This is a genomic window from Burkholderia sp. AU33423, from assembly GCF_002223135.1.
Taxonomy (GTDB): Bacteria; Pseudomonadota; Gammaproteobacteria; order Burkholderiales; family Burkholderiaceae; genus Burkholderia; species Burkholderia lata_D.
Genome location: NZ_NKFH01000010.1, coordinates 229,645 through 248,396, shown reverse-complemented (window position 1 = coordinate 248,396; position 18,752 = coordinate 229,645). Strand labels below are relative to the sequence as shown.

At 66.8% G+C, this 18,752-nt stretch carries 15 protein-coding genes and 1 pseudogene; 6 read left to right on the top strand and 10 right to left on the bottom strand.

The window, feature by feature from the left end; all coding sequences use genetic code 11:
- Position 1: 1 nt before the first annotated feature.
- From CFB50_RS36470 to CFB50_RS36460, 3 genes are read right to left on the bottom strand one after another with little or no spacing between them, the layout of a single operon-like run.
- Positions 2–1,465, bottom strand: coding sequence for a flavin-containing monooxygenase (locus CFB50_RS36470; protein ID WP_069250109.1), 1,464 nt, complete (start codon positions 1,463–1,465; stop codon positions 2–4).
- A 52-nt stretch (positions 1,466–1,517) separates the two neighbouring features.
- Positions 1,518–2,684: an iron-containing alcohol dehydrogenase gene (locus CFB50_RS36465; protein ID WP_089449241.1), complete on the bottom strand. Its 1,167-nt coding sequence runs from the start codon at positions 2,682–2,684 to the stop codon at positions 1,518–1,520.
- Positions 2,685–2,713: 29 nt separating this feature from the next.
- Positions 2,714–4,195 carry an NAD-dependent succinate-semialdehyde dehydrogenase gene (locus CFB50_RS36460; protein ID WP_089449240.1) on the bottom strand — a complete coding sequence of 494 codons (1,482 nt, stop codon included), beginning with the start codon at positions 4,193–4,195 and terminating at the stop codon, positions 2,714–2,716.
- A gap of 1,077 nt (positions 4,196–5,272) precedes the next feature.
- Here CFB50_RS36460 and CFB50_RS36455 point away from each other — a divergent pair.
- Genes CFB50_RS36455 through CFB50_RS36445 form a run of 3 tightly spaced genes read left to right on the top strand, consistent with a single transcriptional unit; the run spans position 5,273 to position 8,650 of the window.
- Positions 5,273–6,718 (top strand): zinc ribbon domain-containing protein, encoded by a 1,446-nt coding sequence (locus CFB50_RS36455; protein ID WP_089449239.1) that lies wholly within the window; start codon positions 5,273–5,275, stop codon positions 6,716–6,718.
- Positions 6,719–6,737: 19 nt separating this feature from the next.
- Entirely contained in the window at positions 6,738–7,421 is a 684-nt protein-coding gene (locus CFB50_RS36450; RefSeq protein ID WP_235986620.1) for a hypothetical protein, read from the top strand.
- A 29-nt stretch (positions 7,422–7,450) separates the two neighbouring features.
- Positions 7,451–8,650, top strand: a complete 1,200-nt coding sequence (locus CFB50_RS36445; RefSeq protein WP_089449237.1) for a zinc ribbon domain-containing protein — start codon at positions 7,451–7,453, stop codon at positions 8,648–8,650.
- A gap of 19 nt (positions 8,651–8,669) precedes the next feature.
- Here CFB50_RS36445 and hutC read toward each other — a convergent pair whose 3' ends face one another.
- The 7 genes from hutC to CFB50_RS36410 all read right to left on the bottom strand — a co-directional run bounded on the left by hutC (position 8,670) and on the right by CFB50_RS36410 (position 15,733).
- A complete protein-coding gene (gene hutC, locus CFB50_RS36440; protein WP_089449236.1) occupies positions 8,670–9,425 on the bottom strand; it encodes a histidine utilization repressor in 756 nt (251 codons plus the stop codon).
- A 56-nt stretch (positions 9,426–9,481) separates the two neighbouring features.
- On the bottom strand, positions 9,482–10,975 hold the full coding sequence (locus CFB50_RS36435; protein ID WP_069250103.1) for an aromatic amino acid ammonia-lyase: 1,494 nt from the start codon (positions 10,973–10,975) through the stop codon (positions 9,482–9,484).
- Positions 10,976–10,982: 7 nt separating this feature from the next.
- The gene (locus CFB50_RS36430) at positions 10,983–11,774 is read right to left on the bottom strand and encodes an ABC transporter ATP-binding protein (RefSeq protein WP_039353363.1); all 792 of its coding nucleotides are present in this window, start codon (positions 11,772–11,774) and stop codon (positions 10,983–10,985) included.
- A 27-nt stretch (positions 11,775–11,801) separates the two neighbouring features.
- The gene (locus CFB50_RS36425) at positions 11,802–12,548 is read right to left on the bottom strand and encodes an ABC transporter permease (protein ID WP_039353366.1); all 747 of its coding nucleotides are present in this window, start codon (positions 12,546–12,548) and stop codon (positions 11,802–11,804) included.
- Between the two features lie 12 nt (positions 12,549–12,560).
- Complete coding sequence (locus CFB50_RS36420) at positions 12,561–13,283, bottom strand: ABC transporter permease (protein ID WP_039353368.1); 723 nt, start codon at positions 13,281–13,283, stop codon at positions 12,561–12,563.
- A gap of 92 nt (positions 13,284–13,375) precedes the next feature.
- Positions 13,376–14,236, bottom strand: a complete 861-nt coding sequence (locus tag CFB50_RS36415; protein WP_089449235.1) for a transporter substrate-binding domain-containing protein — start codon at positions 14,234–14,236, stop codon at positions 13,376–13,378.
- 360 nt (positions 14,237–14,596) lie between these two features.
- On the bottom strand, positions 14,597–15,733 hold the full coding sequence (locus tag CFB50_RS36410; RefSeq protein ID WP_373452996.1) for a TIGR03364 family FAD-dependent oxidoreductase: 1,137 nt from the start codon (positions 15,731–15,733) through the stop codon (positions 14,597–14,599).
- A gap of 302 nt (positions 15,734–16,035) precedes the next feature.
- Between CFB50_RS36410 and CFB50_RS40395 the strand changes: the two are divergent.
- The 3 genes and pseudogenes from CFB50_RS40395 to CFB50_RS36395 form a co-directional block, all read left to right on the top strand.
- Positions 16,036–16,274 (top strand): annotated as a pseudogene (locus CFB50_RS40395) (TIGR00730 family Rossman fold protein); the annotation flags it as partial.
- Positions 16,275–16,415: 141 nt separating this feature from the next.
- The gene (locus CFB50_RS36400) at positions 16,416–16,631 is read left to right on the top strand and encodes a hypothetical protein (protein WP_089449234.1); all 216 of its coding nucleotides are present in this window, start codon (positions 16,416–16,418) and stop codon (positions 16,629–16,631) included.
- Between the two features lie 185 nt (positions 16,632–16,816).
- Complete coding sequence (locus CFB50_RS36395; protein WP_089449233.1) at positions 16,817–18,589, top strand: SulP family inorganic anion transporter; 1,773 nt, start codon at positions 16,817–16,819, stop codon at positions 18,587–18,589.
- Positions 18,590–18,752 lie beyond the last annotated feature (163 nt).

Below are 18,752 nucleotides of genomic sequence, written 5' to 3'. Positions count from 1 at the left end.
CTCAGATCGCAGCGAACACGCTTTGATCCCACTGCGTCGCGGCGCGGTACTCTTCCACCGTGCCCGGCCAGTTGTTGATCACCTTGCCTTGCGCGTTCTTGTACCAGCTCGAGCAGCCTGCCGAAAACGCCGAGCCGGCCATCGCCGACTGCAGCTTGTCGTTGTATTCGTCAAACACGGCCCGATCGACATCAACAGCCTTCACGCCAGCCGAAGCCATGCCGCCGATCGCGTCGATGATGTAGTTCTGCTGGATCTCGAGCATCGACACGATGGAGTTGTGGTTCAGGTTCGTATTCGGCCCATACAACATGAACATGTTCGGAAAACCAGGCACGGTCATGCCCAGATAGGCTTCCGGGCCGTCTGCCCATGCCTGCGCCAACGTGCGGTCCGTTCCACGCACCTGCAGACTGCCCTGGAAAGCCTGACTCTCGAATCCGGTTCCGAACACGACGACGTCGAACGGAAGCAGACGCCCGTCCCGGGTCACGATGCCCTCGTCGACGAACGATTCCACCCCCGCCGTCTCCAGCGCGACGTTGTCGCGCATGAGCGCCGGATAGTAGTCGTCCGATCGCAGAATCCGTTTGCACGCGTATTCATAGTCCGGCGTCAGTTGCTCGCGCAGTACCGGGTCGGGCACCTGGCGATGAAGGTGGGCCAACGCGAGACTCTTGCCTTCCTGCTGCGCGTTGGAACCCATCCGGGTCCGCTCGAACCCGGACTCGCGGAACGCGTGCAGCGATTTCCGGCTTTCTTCGAAGAGATGGGGCTCGCGCTCGTAGGCATCGAGCTGCTCCGCCGAGAAGACGATCTGGTTGCGCGGCATGATCCAGTTCGCGCTTCGCTGGAATACCGTCAGGTGATCGACCTTCGGCGCGATGAGCGGCACATACTGCACGGCGCTGGCCGCGTTGCCGATGCTTGCCACCCGCTTGCCGCTCAGGTCCACGTCGTGCCGCCACTCGGCGGAGTGGAAATATTCGCCGTTGAAATCCGCCAGGCCGCGAACCGCGGGGATCATCGGGCGGTTCAGTTGCCCCCAGGCCGGCACGAAGAATCGTGAGGTCATCCGGGAGCCGTCACTCAGCGCAAACCGCCAGAGGCTGGCGCCGGCATCCCATTCTGCACTCCGAATCTCGATGTTGAATCGCAGGTGTTCCGTCAGGTCGAACCGCGTGGCAAGCGATTTCAGATAGTGCAGCAGCTCGTTCCGGCCGGCATACATCGCGCTCACGCGCAAATGCGGATGGAAGCTGTAGCAGTACAGGTGCGATTCGGTATCGCATGCCGCGCCGGGATACGAATTGTCCAGCCAGACGCCGCCGAGATCGGGACGCTTTTCCAGCACGACAAAGTCGTCGATGCCCGCGATTTTCATGCGAGCGGCCATGCCGAGGCCTCCGAAGCCTGCACCCAGGATAACGATCTCGTGGTGCTCAATCCTTTCTACATTGTTCACGGTGCACTCTCTCTATTTACGTTACGGCGACTGCGGATTTGCCGGCGTCGGTTCAATAGGCCTGTTCGTACAGGCGCAATGCGTCCGACTCCGTGACGACGACCGGATTGTTCAACAGCAAGCGCTGCTGCTTCATCGCGTCGGCCGCGAGGGTCGGCAGGCTCGATTGCGTCACACCCACGTCGCGCAGGCGTCGCGGCGCGCCGGAGCGGTCCATCAGGTCTTCCAGGAATGCGATGAACGCCGCCGTGCGCGCCGTGGCGTCGCCCGTTCCACCCGCGCCGACGACGTCCGCCAGTTCCGAATAGTGCGAAGCCGCCGCTTCAGCGTTGAAACGCAGCACGGGTGCCAGCATCAACGCGTTGGACAAGCCGTGCGGAATATGGAAATGGCCACCCAACGGATACGCCAGTGCATGGACCGCGGCCACCGGCGCATTGGCGAAGGCTTGCCCCGCCAGCGTGGCGCCCAGCAGCATCGCCTCGCGGGCGCGCCGGTCTTCGCCGTTTTCGCAAGCCGGGATCAGGTTGCTCACCAGCAGTCGCAGCGCCTCACGCGCGAGCGCGTCGGAGATGGCATTCTTCTTGTGCTTGCTCGTATAGGCCTCGATGGCGTGAACCATCGCGTCGATGCCCGTCGCAGCGGTATGGCTGCGTGGCAGACCGACCGTCAGCTCGGCGTCCAGGATCACTTTGTCGGCATACAGCTGACGTGCGACGATGCCCATCTTGGTTGTTTCGTCAACCGAAACGATGGAGATGTTGGTGACTTCCGACCCGGTACCCGCCGTCGTCGGGATCTGCACCAACGGCAGGCGCGCCCCCTGAATGTTGCCGATGCCGTACATTTCCGCGAGCGATTGCCGCGACACGGTGAGCACGGCGGCCAGTTTTGCGATGTCCATCGACGAGCCGCCGCCCAGGCCAATGACGATGTCCGCCTCGGCACTGCGTGCAAACTCGACGCAGCGCAAGACCACCTTCTCCGGCGGGTCGGCCACGACCTCGTCGAAAACCGCCACGCGGAATCCCTCGGCGGCCAACGACGCTTTCGCCGGTTCCAGCACACCGGCCTTGTGCAGTCCTGCATCGGTCACGATCAGGACACGGCGGCGCTCCGTCCATGCCGCCATCACCTGACCCAGGCGGCGCGCACAACCCCATTCCTGGAGAATGGACGGAACAGTTTCGAAGAGCATCGACTGCAGGGACATTTCCATTGACGTTTCCTTGATGCGGACGTTGGCCGTTAGACCTGGGTGCACAGGTACTTGATTTCCAGGTATTCCTCGATGCCGTAACGGGACCCCTCACGGCCCAGGCCCGATTGCTTGACCCCGCCGAACGGCGCGACCTCGTTGGAAATCACGCCGGTATTCAGGCCGACCATGCCGTACTCGAGCGCCTCACCCACACGCCAGATGCGGCCGTGGTCGCGTGTATAGAGATAGGCCGCGAGCCCGTACTCGGTGTCGTTGGCCATCGCGATCGCTTCTGCTTCATCCTCGAAGCGGAACACCGGGCCGACGGGCCCGAAAAGCTCCTCGCGTGCGAGACGCATGGCCGGCGTCGCATCGGCAATGACGGTCGGCTCGAAAAACGTGCCCCCAAGCGGATGGCGTTTACCGCCCGTGACGATTCGTGCGCCCTTGCTCACGGCATCGTCGATCAGCTGATTCAGGTGGTCACAGGCGGACTGCTGGATCAGCGGCCCCTGCTGCACCCCCGGTTCGATGCCGTTTCCTACCTTGAGCGCCTGAACTCGCCGGGTGAGCGCGTCGACGAAGCGGTCATGAATGCCCGCCTGGACGAGAAAGCGATTGGCGCACACACAGGTCTGGCCGCTATTCCGGTACTTCGACGCCATCGCACCTTCAACCGCGGCGTCGAGATCCGCGTCGTCGAACACGATGAAAGGTGCGTTGCCGCCGAGTTCGAGAGAGAGTCGCTTGATCGTCCCGGACGACTGGCTCATGAGCACGCGGCCGACTTCGGTCGAACCGGTGAACGAAAGCTTGCGCACGACCGGGCTGGCCGTGAGTACCGCGCCGATCTCGCGCGACGGGCCGCACACCACTTGAAGGACACCCGCCGGAATGCCCGCCCGCTCGGCCAGGACGGCAAGCGCAAGCGCCGTGAGCGGCGTCAGGTCCGCGGGGCGCACGATGATGGAGCAGCCCGCGGCCAGTGCTGGTGCAACTTTGCGCGTGATCATCGCGGCAGGAAAATTCCACGGCGTGATCGCGGCACACACGCCGATCGGCTGACGGATGACGAGAATGCGCTTGTCGCCTTGCGGGTGCGGAATGACGTCGCCGTAGACACGCTTCGCTTCTTCGGCGAACCACTCCACGAAAGAAGCCGCATACATGATTTCGCCGCGAGCCTCCGCCAGCGGCTTGCCCTGCTCCGACGTCATGATCAGCGCGAGATCGTCGGCATTCGCCACGATCAGGTCGTACCAGGCGCGCAGTATCTTCGCGCGCTCGTGGCTGGTGCGTTTCTGCCAGCCTTGTTGTGCAAGCGCCGACGACGCAATGGCCTGCTCGACCTCCGCGGCGCCGAGGCTGGCCACGCGCGCCAGGATGTCACCCGTGGCCGGATTCGTGACGGGAAACGAACGGCCATCCGTACCCTCCGCCCATCCCGACGCAAGCCACGCACGCGTCTCCAGCAACGCGCCGTCTCGCAGTTGGGCGCGTAGCGCCGAGGGATCGATCGCTTGGTTCATCCTGCTGTGCATTTCATCCACGAGCACCGTCTCCAGAAATTCTTGTTTTTCCACCCGGGCGCTTTCGCGCCGACAGGCAAGAACCGCCCAGGCATCCATACGCGAACGCCTGCTCCATCGCCCAGGATTTCGCCTGACTTCCGGGAGTGGGGGTGGGCCAATGGCTCCGCCACGCGGAAGTCTTCGCAAAATGTTGCCCACGGGGAGGAAGTCCACGATCGAGCGGTGACTTCCAATTGGGGATGAAACAGGCATGTAGATCACTTGACATGGTCATTTGACCATAAACCATTTTCCGCGGCAACTCAGTAGTTCCACGGGCTGTCGGCGGCTCTTCGGGAGATGGCTGCGCAAGGTTGAGACAGTCAGACAAGTCGATCGCCCGGGACCCGTGTTGCCAAGGCGAACCCGGCGGATATGCTCGGCAGCGTACTGCGCGAAGGCGACGCCGCCTGCTTTGAAAGGCAGGCGGGCCTTTACCCGACCCGTGCAGCAGTTCGATGGACAGGTGAGTCAGTTCATGGAAGGGAACGCGGCGATTGCCATGCAAGCGCCGGAACGATGGTTCAAGAAATGGCAGCGTGTGGCATGGCTTCCACCGCGTTCGGGTTACAGAGTGATCTGGTGAGACCCGTGTGCGCCCAAGGCAAGCCAGCGGCACGGCGATATACGCATCAGGCGGTGATGACGCGCGCGGTGCGGCCGCTCAGGTTCCTACGTGAAAACGCGCTCCGAAGCGCGCCTTGCGGATGGCAAAACCGCGTATTTTCAGTGTAATATCCGCTGCAGAAGACCATTTGTATTATCAATCGAAATAATGAAAACAGTCAGCCGGATTCAATCCGGCGACTGATACGGGGAAAGCTTGAACTCGCCATTCAATACCGGGGTATCCGGATCCGTTGGGCCGCACGTGCCAGTTCACGTCGGCCGGATCTCTTCTTCTCTACGCCGACACGTCCCGCGCGGCCGACCCCATTCCGACTGATATCCCGCGCTGAACGGCCCGTTCCGCGTCGCTCGCCTTCGTAGCGCACGCCGGCACGCCGCCATCCCGCGATTCGGACAAACGTGCGCATGCCCGCACGGCGCCGTCACGTCGATCGATCAAAAGAAGAGGATTACTTAATTATGACTGCGTGTACCCACTGCGGAACCGAACTGCCCGGTGGTCTCAAGTTCTGCAAGCAATGCGGAACCCCGGTTGCGGCCATCCGGACCGAAGCGGCCAGCGCACCGTGTCGGAACTGCCACGCCGCTCTGACGCCGAACCAGCGTTTCTGCAACAAGTGCGGGACACCCGTCGCATCGGCGGATAGCGCCGACGCGATCGAGGTGGAAGTGGAGGTGCCCGCGCCGCCGGCCGAGCCAGCACCGCAACGCGCACACGTGGCGGTGGAATCTGCTCACGAACCTGCACGCGGCACCGTCGACGTTCAAGATACGCAAGCTGACTTCGGCGTCGAATCGATAGCGGCGAACACTGCAGGGAACGGTATCTCGCACGTCGCGAACACCGCCGATCCGGTATCGGGTCGTGCGAACGCGCCGCTGCAATCGCACGACGCCGCAACGACTGCCACGCACATCGCAGCGGCAGACCATCGAGGCGATGCGGTCGCTGCCTCGCCTGTCGTCACGGTCGTGCAAGCCGCGCCTGCGGGCGTATCGGTGAATACCGAAGCGGCACTCGCCGTCGACGAAACAGACGGGGTCGATGCAGTTGCCAACCCTCACCACGTACTGAACGCCGATGTCGCGTCGCCGCCCGCCGAACCCGTGCGTCCGGCATCCGGTGTGGTGCCCCGGCCGATACCGCAGACCGCGACGCCGAACGACGATACGTCGGCAAGACTCAAGATCGTCGCAGCCGGCGTCGCGGTCGCGATCGCCTGCGCGGGCGGCGCATTCTGGTGGCACGGCCGCCAGGCGAGCGCACCTGCAACGCCCGAACCGGTCGCCGCATCCACGGTTGCTGCCTTCACGGTCAACGCTGCATCGGACATCGCGGGACCGGGTTCCTCCACTGCCGGCGCGGTCGTTGCAACGATGCCGCCCGACGCACCGGCGTCCGCACCGACCGATACGGCCGCCGCAGCCATGACCGCGCCCGCGTCGGGCCCGGCCGTCGTCACGAATGTCACGACGGCTCCGGTGCCCGCGACGTCACCGGCGTCGAACGCACCGCCCGCATCCGCGAACGCGCAGCATCCGTCGCCCTTCGCGAAACTGCAGGACGACACGCCGACCGCCCCCGCCGCCGTTGCGGAGACCTCGCGCAGCAAGCCGCACCCGACACCGCCGGCCCGCCCGTCCACGGCGGCCAACCCTGCCGCGCCCGCCGTCGACGGCCTGCTGAAACGCGCGCAGGGCGACCTGTCGCGCGGCCAGTACGACAAGGCCATCGCGACAGCGGAAAGCGTCCTTGCGATCGAGCCCGGCAATCGTCCGGCGAAGACGCTGATCGACAAGGCGAAGGCGCGGCAGATGGATGCACTGCGCAACAACAGCACACTTGAATGAAGCGCCGGAGAAGACCGACATGACAATCCAGAAAACCCTCGCCGCGGCCTGCGCGGTCACCTTGCTCGCCAGCGGCTGCGCCACCCAGAACGGAGCCGGCGGGATCTCGTCCGAATCCGTCCTGCGCTGTACCGCGCTCGGCGCCGGCGGCGCGCTGGTCGGCGCGCTGATCGGCGGCACCAAGGGCGCGATCGGCGGCGCGGTTGCCGGGCTCGCCGCGTGCGCCGTGATCGAAGTCGCGACGCGGCAGACGAAGACGGCGGCCGAAGTCGATCGCGATTACCGCGCGAACAACCGCAACAACCTGCCGCCGTACGCGAAGATCGACGCCTACACCACGGTCGTGACGCCCCGCTCCGCCGTCAAGACCGGCGAGCCGATCAAGCTGGCTTCGCAGATTCGCGCGGTATCCGGCACGAACGAGCCCGTCCAGGAAGTCAAGGAAGTCGTGACCGTCTACGCGCCGTCGGGCGAGCAGTTCAAGCGCGGCGAGAAGATCGTCAACGCGACGCCGGGCAGCGGCGAATTCGACAACAGCTTCACGCTGAAACTGCCGTCGGGTGCGCCGCAAGGCACGTACACGCTGAAAAGCCAGGTCTACCTGAACGGCAAGCCGGGCTCGACCCGGCAATCCAGCATCCAGCTCGCGCAGGTCGACGGCGTCACCGTCGTCGCGCTGCTCGACGCCCCCGCCGCACACTGACCGGCCCGCACCTGCAAGGAGATTCAACGATGTCAACGCTCGATCAAGCCCCCGTGTCGGGGAAGTTCGGCCTGCTGCGCGCCGCCGAGGCCGTCACGAACTGGCGCGCACTCGCCATGTGCGCGTTCGCGCTCGTCGCCAGCATGCTGATGGGCATGCTCACGATCCAGGTACTCGGTCACAGCCCCGTGCTCGGCCTGCTGTTCATCATCGCGACCTTCGCGATCTCGCTGATCGGCTATTCCGCGGTCGGCATCGTGCTGATGCGCGATGCACAGGGTGAGTCGGTCGGATTCGTCGATGCGCTGCTGCAGGCGACGTTCAGCGCCCATCGCCTCGTCGGCATCGGCGTGCTGCTCGCGGTCGGCTGGGTCCTGCTGCTGCTCGCGCTGCTGATCGTGTTCCTGGTCTGCAAGATCCCGGGCGTCGGGCCGCTGCTGTACGCGATCGCATATCCGGTCGCGGCGATCGCCGCGGGTGCGATCTTCGCCGGCATGGGGTACGTCGGCTATCCGCTCGCCGCGCCCGCCATCTGGCAAGGCAACTCGACGCTGCAGACCGCCGCGCGCCTGCTGCAGATCGGCCGCCGCCAGCTGCTCGGCGTGATCGTCCGGATGTTCGGGCTGCTGCTGCTCGTCGGCGTCCTGTCCGCGATCGTGTTCGGCATTCTCGGTACGGGCGCCGCGATCGCATCGTCGATCTCGGCGGCAACCGGCACCAGCCCGTTGGGTGGCCTGATGGGCACGCTCGGCGGCCTGGGCGGCCTCGGCCGGCACGCCAGCGCCTACGGCCTCGGCGCGGATGCGGCGGGAGGCGGATTCGACTACCGCAGCATGGCCTATCTGGGCGCGTACGGCTTCGGCAACGGCCTGCTGTTCGCGATCGGTCTCGTGATTCCGTTCCTGACGTTCGTCAACGGCACGTGCCTCATCTATCTGCAGACGGTCAGCGGCGTCGATTTCTCCGCAACGGAAGAGAAGCTGAGCCAGCACGTCGCGGACGCGAAACGCCACGCCGAACAGGCACGCGAACGCGCCGCCGATCACCTTGCGAAAGCACGCGACTCGCGCGCAGCCGGCACGGCGGGCGCAGCGGGGACGGCTTCACTGCCGGCATCGGATACAAAATCGCCCGCCGCGGACGAGGCCACGGCCTGTGCGCAGTGCCACAAGCCGATGGCCGCCGACGACCTGTTCTGCGGCGAATGCGGTGCGCGCCGTCACGCTTGACGGCAGCGAACAACCCTGCCTACACCCTCCCCGCCAGATGAAACCGTGACGCCGGATGCCACAGCTGCACCGACGTCGCGACCTGCCCGCCGACCCACGTGCGCCGCCGCAGCAGCAGACACGGTTCGCCGATTTCCATCACGAGGTGCCGGCGCACCTGCGCATCGGGCTTCTGCGCGTAGATGCGGAACTCCGCACGCTGGATCGGCGCGAGCCGAACCATGTAGTGGTTCGGGGTCTCGACCGTGAAATCCTGCTCGAGATAGGCGGGAAACAGCGCCGGATTGACGTAGCGATCCTCGAACTGGATCGGCTCGCCCTCCTCGCAATGCACGATGCGCGAATGAAACACCGGCCCCGCGCGAAGCCCGAGCGCTTCGATCGCTTCGGGATCGTCGCTGCTTTCGATCATCAGCACGCGCGCGCTGTGCCGATGGCCGCGCTCGGCGATCTCGTCCGCGATGTTGCGGATCTCGAGCACCGTCGATTCGTAATGACGGCGCTCGACAAAGGTGCCCGCCCCCTGGATGCGGGTCAGCACACGCTCGGCGGTCAGCTCGCGCAGCGCACGCGACACGGTCATGCGCGCCACGCCGAACTCCTTGACCAGTTCGGCCTCGGTCGGAATCGCGCCACCGGGCTTCCAGTCCCCGTTCGCGATCCGCTCGACCACGTAGCGCTTGATCTGCTGGTAGGCCGGCAGCGCGCGCGCCGGCACGTCGTCGCCCGGTACGGCCCCCGGCCGGGCCGCCGTATATCGTTCCGCTTCGTTCATGCGCCCTCGATCGAATGAAGATGGGATGACCTGCCGACCGTCGCACCGCCGCTGCGTCACCCCAGCGACGGCGGCACGCCCGCGACGATGGCGGCCGCGCTCGCGATGTCGTCCGCAAGCGGCCGGTCGTCGTGATACGCCGGCACGCGGTCGCGCACGTAACGCCACAGCGCGTCGGTCGGCGCCGCCCGCGACGCTTCGTTCTCCTGCAAATCGTACGCCTGCGCGGCGGCCAGCAACTCGATCGCGAGCACGCGCGTGGTGTTCTCGATGATGTCGAGCGCCTTCAGCGCGGCCGGCGTCGCATGGCACAGGTGGTCTTCCTGCAGGCCCGACGTGATGCCGCCGTCGAGGCTCGCGGGCGCGGCGAGCCGCTGGTTCTGCGCAACCAGCGCGACCGCGGTGTACTGCGCGATCATGAACCCGGAACACGTGCCGCCCGGCGCCGCGAGAAACGCCGGCAGCCCGCTCACGAGCGGATTGACGAGCCGGTCGAGCCGCCGCTCGGCAATCGCCGCGACCTGCGCCATCGCGGCCGCGAGGCTGTCCATCGCGAGCGCGATGCCCGCGCCGACCGCATGCGCCTGCGAATGGACGGTCGGCGCGTCGCGCGTGCCCGCGACGATCGGATTGTCGGTCACGGACGCGAGCTCGCGGTCGACGACTTCCGCCGTGACCGCCAGCACGTCGCGCGCCGCGCCGTGCACGTGCGGAATCGTGCGCAGGCTGAGCGGGTCCTGCGTATGTCGCCCGTTCGCCGCGGCGAGCATCGCGCTGTCGGCGAGCATCGCGCGCAGGCGCGCACCGACGTGCCCGATACCGGGCGAAATGCGCAGCGCCAGCGATGCCGGATCGAACGCGGCGAGCTGGCCGCCGAGATTCTCGAAGCTCGTCGCCGCAATCCAGTCGGCCCAGTCGAGCAGCCGCTCCGCACGGGCGAGCGCGAGCGCGGCGAGCCCCGTCACGCACGGCGTGCCGTTGACCAGGCTCAGCCCCTCCTTGGCGCCGAGCGCCAGCGGCTCGCGGCCGATGCGGCGCAGCGCTTCGTCGCCACGTATGCGTTCGCCGCCGTGCCGTGCGTGGCCGTGCCCGATACAGACGAGCGCGACGTGCGCCATGTGGGTCAGGTAGCCGACCGACCCGTGCGCCGGCACTTCCGGCAGGCAATCGTGCTCGAGCAGTGCGACCAGCTGGTCGACGATGTCGGCCCGCACACCGGAATGCCCGTGGGCGTAGTTGTTGATCGCGGCCGCGATGATCGCGCGCGTTTCCGCCGCACCGAGCGGCGCGCCGACGCCGACCGCGTGGCTCATCAGGATGTTGCGCGACAGCGTACCCTGCTGCGCGGGCGACACGATCACGTCGCATAGCGCACCGACGCCCGTGTTGACGCCATACGCGCGAATGCCGCGCGCGACGATTGCGTCGACGAGTTCGCGCGCCGCGACGACACGTCCGCGCGCGTCGTCGGTCAACGCGAGCGGCGCGCCGGCCGCCACCGCCGCGATCTGCCGCCAGTCGAGCGGCCGGGCCGAACGGAATACGGTCATGGCGGCCTCAGTTCGCGGCACGGTCATGATGGCTCGACACGAACTGGCGGAAGCGTTCGGAGCACTGGCCGCCGAACAGTTCGCCCGGCGTTCCGTCCGCATCGACCTCGCCCTGATGCAGGAACATCACGCGATTCGACACATGCCGCGCGAAGCCCATTTCGTGCGTGACGACCAGCATCGTGCGCCCTTCCTCCGCGAGCGAGCGCATCACGCGCAGCACCTCGCCGACCAGCTCCGGATCGAGCGCCGACGTCGGTTCGTCGAACAGCATCACCTTCGGATGCATCGCGAGCGCCCGCGCGATCGCGACCCGCTGCTGCTGGCCGCCCGACAGATGGGCCGGATAGTAGCCGCGCTTGTCCGCGAGGCCGACACGCGCGAGCAGCGCCTCGGCCTCCTCGACCGCCTCCGCGCGACTGCGCTTCTGCACACGCAGCGGCCCTTCGACGAGATTGTCGAGCACGGTCATGTGCGACCACAGGTTGAAGTTCTGGAACACCATCCCGAGCTGCGAGCGGATGCGGTCGACCTGGCGCCGGTCACCCGGATGCAGCTTGCCGTCGCGCGCGCGTTTCATCTTCAGTTCCTCGCCGGCGAGCGCGACCGAGCCGTCGTCGGGCGTTTCGAGCAGGTTCAGGCAGCGCAGGAAGGTACTCTTGCCCGATCCGCTCGCACCGAGGATCGAGATGACGTCGCCTTCGTGCGCATCGAGCGAAATGCCCTTCAGCACGTGGTGATCGCCGAACGACTTGTGGATGTTCCTGACCGACAGGGCGACGGGAGCAGCGGTGTTCATCGATTTCTCCTGGAAGGAAGGACGCGGTCAGGATGCGACACGCCGCGCATTACGTGCGTCGGCCGCGGGTGCGCCGGACGGCTTCGGCGCGCGCAGGTGGCCCGACAGCCGCCATTCGAGCGCGCCGAGCAGGCGTACGACGATGAAGTTCAGGCCCAGGTAGATGAGGGCCGCACACACGAACACCTCGGTCGTCCGGTAGGTTTGCTGGATGATCTGCTGCGCGACGCCCGTCACCTCCCACACGGTCACGAGGCTGGCGAGCGCGGTCGACTTCACCAGCAGCACGGCTTCGGTCGAATACGCGGGCAGGCACTGGCGCAGCGCGATCGGGCCGATCACGCGGCGCAGCAGCGCGAAGCCCGACAGGCCGATCGAATAGCCTGCCTCGATCTGCCCGACCGGCACGGCCATCAGCCCGCCGCGCAGGATCTCGGCCGTGTAGCCGGCCGTACACAGCGCGAGCGACAGCACCGCGCATACGTACGGTTCGCGCAGCAGCGGCCACATGAAGCTCTCGCGGATCACGCCGAACTGGCCAAGCCCGTAGTACACGAGAAACATCTGGATCAGCAGCGGCGAGCCGCGAAATACCAGGATGTAGGCACGCGCGAAGCGGTTCGGCAGCCAGCGCGGCGACACGCGCATCGTGACGATCACGAGCGACAGCAGGCCGCCGAGCACGAGCGACGCGAAGAACAGGCCGAGCGTGGTCGGTACCGCCGCGAGCAGCTGGCGCAGCGTGTCGAACAGGAAGTCGAAATCGAGTGACATGGGCGCGCTCCGTCAGTTGCGTGCGAAGTTGCGGCGGAACGACCGGCCGACGATCGCTTCAGCCCGGTTGAACACGCGGTTCGACAGCCCCGTCATGACCAGGTAGAGCGCGCCGCCCGCGACGAAGAACACGAAATACTGGTGGGTCGAATTCGCCGCGATCTGGCTCGTGCGCAGCAGCTCGGCGAGCCCGGTGACCGAGATCAGCGCCGAATCCTTCAGGCTCAACTGCCACACGTTGCCGATGCCGGGCAGCGCGAAGCGCAGGACCTGCGGAATCAGGATGCGGCGCAGGACCATGCTGCGCGGCATGCCGATCGAGCGCGCCGCTTCGAGCTCGCCCTTCGACACCGCGAGCACGGCCGCGCGATACACCTCGGCCTGGTACGCGCCGGAAATCATCCCCACCGCGAGCGCGCCGATCACGAACGGCGGCACGCCGATGAAGCCTTCCGCACCGAACCACTGGCCCACGGCCGTGACGAGCGTCGACCCGCCGAAATAGAACAGGTAGATGACGAGCAGTTCGGGCACGCCGCGAAACACCGTCGTGTACAGGTCGCCGAGCAGGCGGGCGCTGCGATAGCGCGACAGCTTCGCGGCCGCGATGCCCGCGCCGATCACGGCACCGACCGCGAGCGCGGCCAGCGTCAGCGCAACCGTCATCAGCGCGGCGAGCAGCAGCACGCCGCCCCAGCCTTCGGTTCCGAAGCCCAGCATTTCAAGGATCGCCATGCGTGCCTCCCGGCAAGCGTTGAGTGGATCGGCAGGATGCGCGCCGCCGCGCGTCGCTCATGCCGCTTGCGCGGCGGCGGCCGGACGTGCGCTTACGGGGTGACGTCGGTCTTGAACCACTTGTCGGCGAGCTTCTTCACGGTGCCGTCCGCGAGCGCGGCGCCGATCGCCGTATCGAACTTCGTCTTCAGGTCGGCATCCTGCTTGCGGAACGCGAGCCCTTCGCCCGGCCCCCAGATCGGCCCGCCGAGCTTCGGGCCCGCGAGCACGATCGATGCGTTGTCCTTCTTCGCGTTGTTCGCCGCGTAGTACGTGACATCGTCGAACGAGGCGTCGATGCGGCCGGCGACGAGGTCGAGATCGCGCTCGGGCGAGGTCTTGTACACGCGGATCGACGCGATGTCCTTGAAGCTGTCGTTGATGAACTTCGTGTAGACGGTGCCCGACTGGATGCCGATCGTCTTGCCCTTCAGCTGCTTGCGAAGCCCGTCGACAGTCGATTTGTCGGCATTCGCGTCGCCCGACAGCTTGACGATCGGCGCGCCCGGCGCCGCCTTCGGCAGGATCTTCGTATCGGTGACGGCGAACGTCGCGGGCGTCGCGGCATACGGGCGCGAGAACAGCAGGATCTTCTCCCGCTCCGGTGTAATCGAGATCGCATCCATCAGGACATCGAACTTGCCGGCCTGCAGCCCGGGAATCATTCCGTCCCAGTCCTGCGCGACCATATTGCACTGCACCTTGATGCGCTCGCACACGTTGGCGAGCAGTTCGGGCTCGAAGCCGCCGAGCTTGCCACCCGGCAGCGTGAGGTTCCACGGCGCGTAGCCGCCTTCGAGCGCCACCGTCACCGTCTTCCATTCCTTCGCCTGCACCGGCGCGGAAAGCGTGGCCGCTGCCGCTGCGATGATGCCGATCGTCCTGACTGCCCACTTGATGCGCTTGCCGTTCACGAGTTTTCTCCTTGCGTTGAAGATCGTCATCCCTTCGGTCATGCAAGCGGCCTCAGGAATTTGTCTATACAAGCATGCAAGAAGAAAAAACGAGCGACAAGCGTTGATCAAAAAAAACCGGGAAAACGCGGGAAATCCCCTAATTCCGGGGCTCTGACGTGCCTCTCGGTGGTGATTCGCGGCACGAACATGGTGCATTTCATCCGATCTTTCGATCAGGATGACTAGACAAATTCCTGATTCGACTGTTTCGCTAAACACACTAAAATCGCCGATCGAATCCCGCAGTCATGCCGGCAGGCGTGTCGCTCGCGCGCATCCCGCGAACCCGGCGACTGCGCGACGCGCATGCCCCTGCCATCACCACGCGGCAAACACGTCCTGCGCGATCCCGAAGCCCGTGCTCATTCCGGCGCCGCTCGTCACGACGACGACGCGCGTACCGTCATCCGGCGCCTCGATCACGCAATCGGCATCGGCTGCCGACGGATAGCTGCCGGTCCAGCGTTCGACGATGTCCAGCTCCGGCACATCGAGCGTCTCGTGCAGCAGGCGCAGGATCTGCGCATCGATCTCCTGCGTCGCGAACGGCAGCGGTGCGGCGCCGTATTCGTGCGAATCGCCCACCACGAGGCTGCCGTCGGCGCTCTGCACCGCGATCAGGTGGATGCCGTAACCGAGGCACACGGGCTCCTCCGCCTTCAGGCGCGTGCGCAATGCGTCGGCGGCGGGCAGCGCCGCGAAACCCGCGTAACGCAGCAGGCTCAGGTCGCTCATCACCGCGGCGCGCAGCGCCAGCGGGCGGCGCGGCCGCACGCGCAGCATCTGCAACTGGCACAGCCGCACCGCGTGCCGCGCGAACCAGTCGCCGTACAAGTGACGGCTGTCCGCATTGCCGCAGACGATCACGCGCTCCGCGTGCAACACGCCGCGCGACGTGCGCACGGTCGGCGTGCGCACCTCGTGCACCATCTCGCCGTAACGAAACGTCACGCCGAAGCGTTCCGCCAGCCAGGACGCCAGCAACCCGATCGCGGTACGCGGCTCGATGCGCAGTTCATGCGGGCTGTGCAGCACGCCTTGCGCGCCGTCGAGCCGCAACCCCGGCGCTACGGCCGCCGCTTCACCGGGGGTCATGACCCGGCAGCCGTCGGCCATGCCGGTCTGCATGAAGGCATCGATCAGGTGCATCGCCTCGGGGCGACGCGCAATCAGGTGGAGGCCCTTGTGCAGCACGTCGATGCCGGCTTGCGGCGCGACGTCCGCCCAGACCTCGCGGCTCGCCCGCGCACGCCGCCAGCTGTGTTCGGCGTGCTGCCCGGTGACGGTGACGAAGCCGAAATTGCGAATCGACGCGCCCACGCATGCGGCATCGCGTTCGATCACGCAGATGCGCAGCCCCTTGAGCGCTGCCGTATAGGCATGGGCGAGGCCGACGATGCCGGCGCCGACGATGACCACGTCATAAGAGTCTGCCGCTGTGATGGCGTTCACGATTGCATGTTCCTTCTGTCGAGATGACGCGCGCCGCCCTTGCGGGGCGAGCGTATCGGGTGCTGCTTGCCGCGTCCCATGGACGTATTCCCGCCTGCGAGGCAAACCGGCCGGCTCGCGTCGTGTATTCCCGGGACTGGCACACGATTCCGCACTGTCGCGACGCGAGATGACATCCGGATGAAAAGCCACAAAACAGCATGAATTGGCAAATTTTGCCATCGAACGACACGACGGAAGTTCGCGTCGGCCCATCGGCTCGCCGCATGGATATGCGCTGTCATCACGTCAAATCGTCGCGCTAGCTGCAGACGCGCAAGATCGCGCCGCTTCCGGTCATCCTCGTCGGCGAAGCATACTGGCGCCGCGCGGTCGACACCTGGCGTTTCTCGCGGACGAAGGAATGATCGACCGCCGCGACCTCGAGCTGTTCACCTCTTGCGAATCCGCCGCGCAGATCTGGCAGGCCATCGGAAGCGGGTATGCGCTGCGTCGGGAACGCGCGCCGGCGCGCTGCGATGCGGGCTCGAAGCGGCGCGCCGTGCAGGAATCCGCCGACGGCATCTGCACGATTCCAACCGCAGCTTCAGGCAACGCTGATTGAATCGCCCCGTGCCGACGACGATAATGAAATCACCGAGAACGGTTGCACGACCACCCGATCGCAGGCACGAGGAGAGACGTCATGTCACACGCCGACACCCGCACCGCCCCGGACCATGCGTCCGACGCGGCCGCCCTCGACACGCAGGCGCTCGTCGCCCTCGCGCGCGATGCCGGCATGCTCGTGATCCTCGACGGACAGATCGGGCGCGAACGCTACGAAAGCGTGACGGGATTGGTCGCGACGCTGGCCCGTTTCGTGCGGGCGCTGCAACTGTCGGCGCTCAAGGCCGCTTGACGCAGTGCGTGGCCGTGCCGCCCCGCCGGCATCCGGTGCGACGGCGGCGGCCCCGTCATCCGATGCAATGGCCGTTCTCCCGCTACCGCTTCATCCGTCCGCCCGGGTTGCCCGCCTCCCGGTGACCGTGCGCTGGCCGGCGCCTGCCACGCCTTTCGCCCGGTCGTCTCGGAGATGACGCCGCGATGAACCGGCCCCTGTCCGAGCGCGTCGCCCACCTGCTACCGGGTGTTGCGCTGCTCATGAACTACCGGCGTTCATGGCTCCCGCGCGACCTCTATGCGGGCCTCACACTGTCCGCCGTGCTGGTGCCGGTCGGCATGAGCTACGCGCAGGCGGCCGGCTTGCCGGCCATCACCGGGCTCCATGCATCGATCGCCGCGTTGCTCGCGTATGCGCTGCTGGGCCCGAGCCGGATCCTCGTGCTCGGCCCCGATTCGGCGCTGGCCGCGCTGATTGCCGGCGCGATCGCGCCGCTCGCCGGCCACGATCCGCAGCGCGCCGTCGCGCTGGCCGGCGCGCTGGCGCTGTCGGCCGGCACGATCTGCATCCTGCTCGGCACGCTCCGCCTCGGCTTCGTCACCGACCTGCTGTCGCGTCCGATCCAGTACGGTTACCTGAACGGCATCGCCGTTGCGCTCGCGATCGGCCGGTTGCCGGAACTGCTGGGCATGCCGGTATCGGGCGGCGACGTGCTCGGCAGTGTGCCGCGCATCGCGCATGCCCTCGTCGAACGCCGGTTCTCCATCGCTTCGGCCCTGCTGGGCATCGGGGTGCTCGCGACCATTTTCCTGATGAAACGCGCAATGCCGCGGGCGCCCGGCATACTGATCGCCGTGCTGGCGGCGACCGTGATCGCGCAGGTGTCGCCGCTGCACGGCGTCGCGACGGTCGGCCTGTTGCCGGCCGGCGCGCCCGTTGCGCACCTCCCGGCCGTCTCCTTCGCCGACCTGACGACGCTCGCGTCCGGCGCAATCGCCGTCGCGCTGGTGTCGTTCGCCGACATCAGCATGCTGTCGCGCGCCCTTTCCACGCGCGCACGCGATACGCCGGACCGCAACCAGGAACTGGTCGCACTGGGCGCCGCCAATCTGCTGGCCGGCGTGATGCAGGGCTGCGCCGTCAGCAGCAGCGCGTCCCGTACGCCCGTCGCGATTGCCGCGGGCGCGCAAAGCCAGGTCACGAATCTCGTCGCGGCGGCGTGCATCGCGATCCTGCTCGTTGCCGCACCGGCGCTGCTGACCCTGGTCCCGCGCCCGGCGCTGGCCGCCATCGTGATCTACGCGGCGTTCGGCATCGCGGATGTCCGCAGCGTCGTCCGGCTGTACCGGATGCGCCGCGGCGAATGCCTGATTTCGGTGCTCTGCTTTGCCGGCGTGATCGGCATGGGCGTCGTGCCCGGCATCCTGCTTGCCAGCGCGCTGTCGCTGCTGTCGTTCGTGTGGCGCGCGTGGCATCCGTACGATGCGGTGCTGGGCCGGCTGGCCGGCGTGCGCGGCTATCACGACATCGCACGGCATCCCGACGCGACACAGACGCCGGGGCTCGTGCTGTTCCGCTGGGATGCGCCGCTCTTCTACGCGAATGTCGAGATCTTCTGCGAGCATCTGCATGCTGCCGTTGCGGCGTCGGCGTCGGCGTCCCCGGTCACGCGCATCGTCGTCGCGTCCGAGCCCATCACCGATATCGACGTCAGTGCCGCGGACCGGCTCGTGGCGCTGTGCGAGGAACTCCGGGAGCAGAAGATCGCGCTGGGCTTCGCGGAGATGAAAGGCCCGGTAAAGGACCGCCTGCGCGCCTACGGGCTGTTCGACGTATTCGGTCCCGCCTGCTTCTTTCCGACCGTGACCGACGCGGTCGCGCATCATGTCGGGCGGCAACGCGAACAGGCGCGCGACGACGAACCGGTCTCGCGTCCCGCTGCGCCGCCTGCCGACGGAGATCAGGCGAACGACTAGGCACGTCGCTGCATGCGCGATACGACGTGCATTGCATCGGATGACGAACGAAATGCCGGCGCCCGTGCGACACGCTCGCGATCACCGCTGCCGCCGCTTCAGACTGTAAACGTGTTCGACTTCCTCATCTCGACCCACGTCATCCCGGCACGCAACCCGTCCA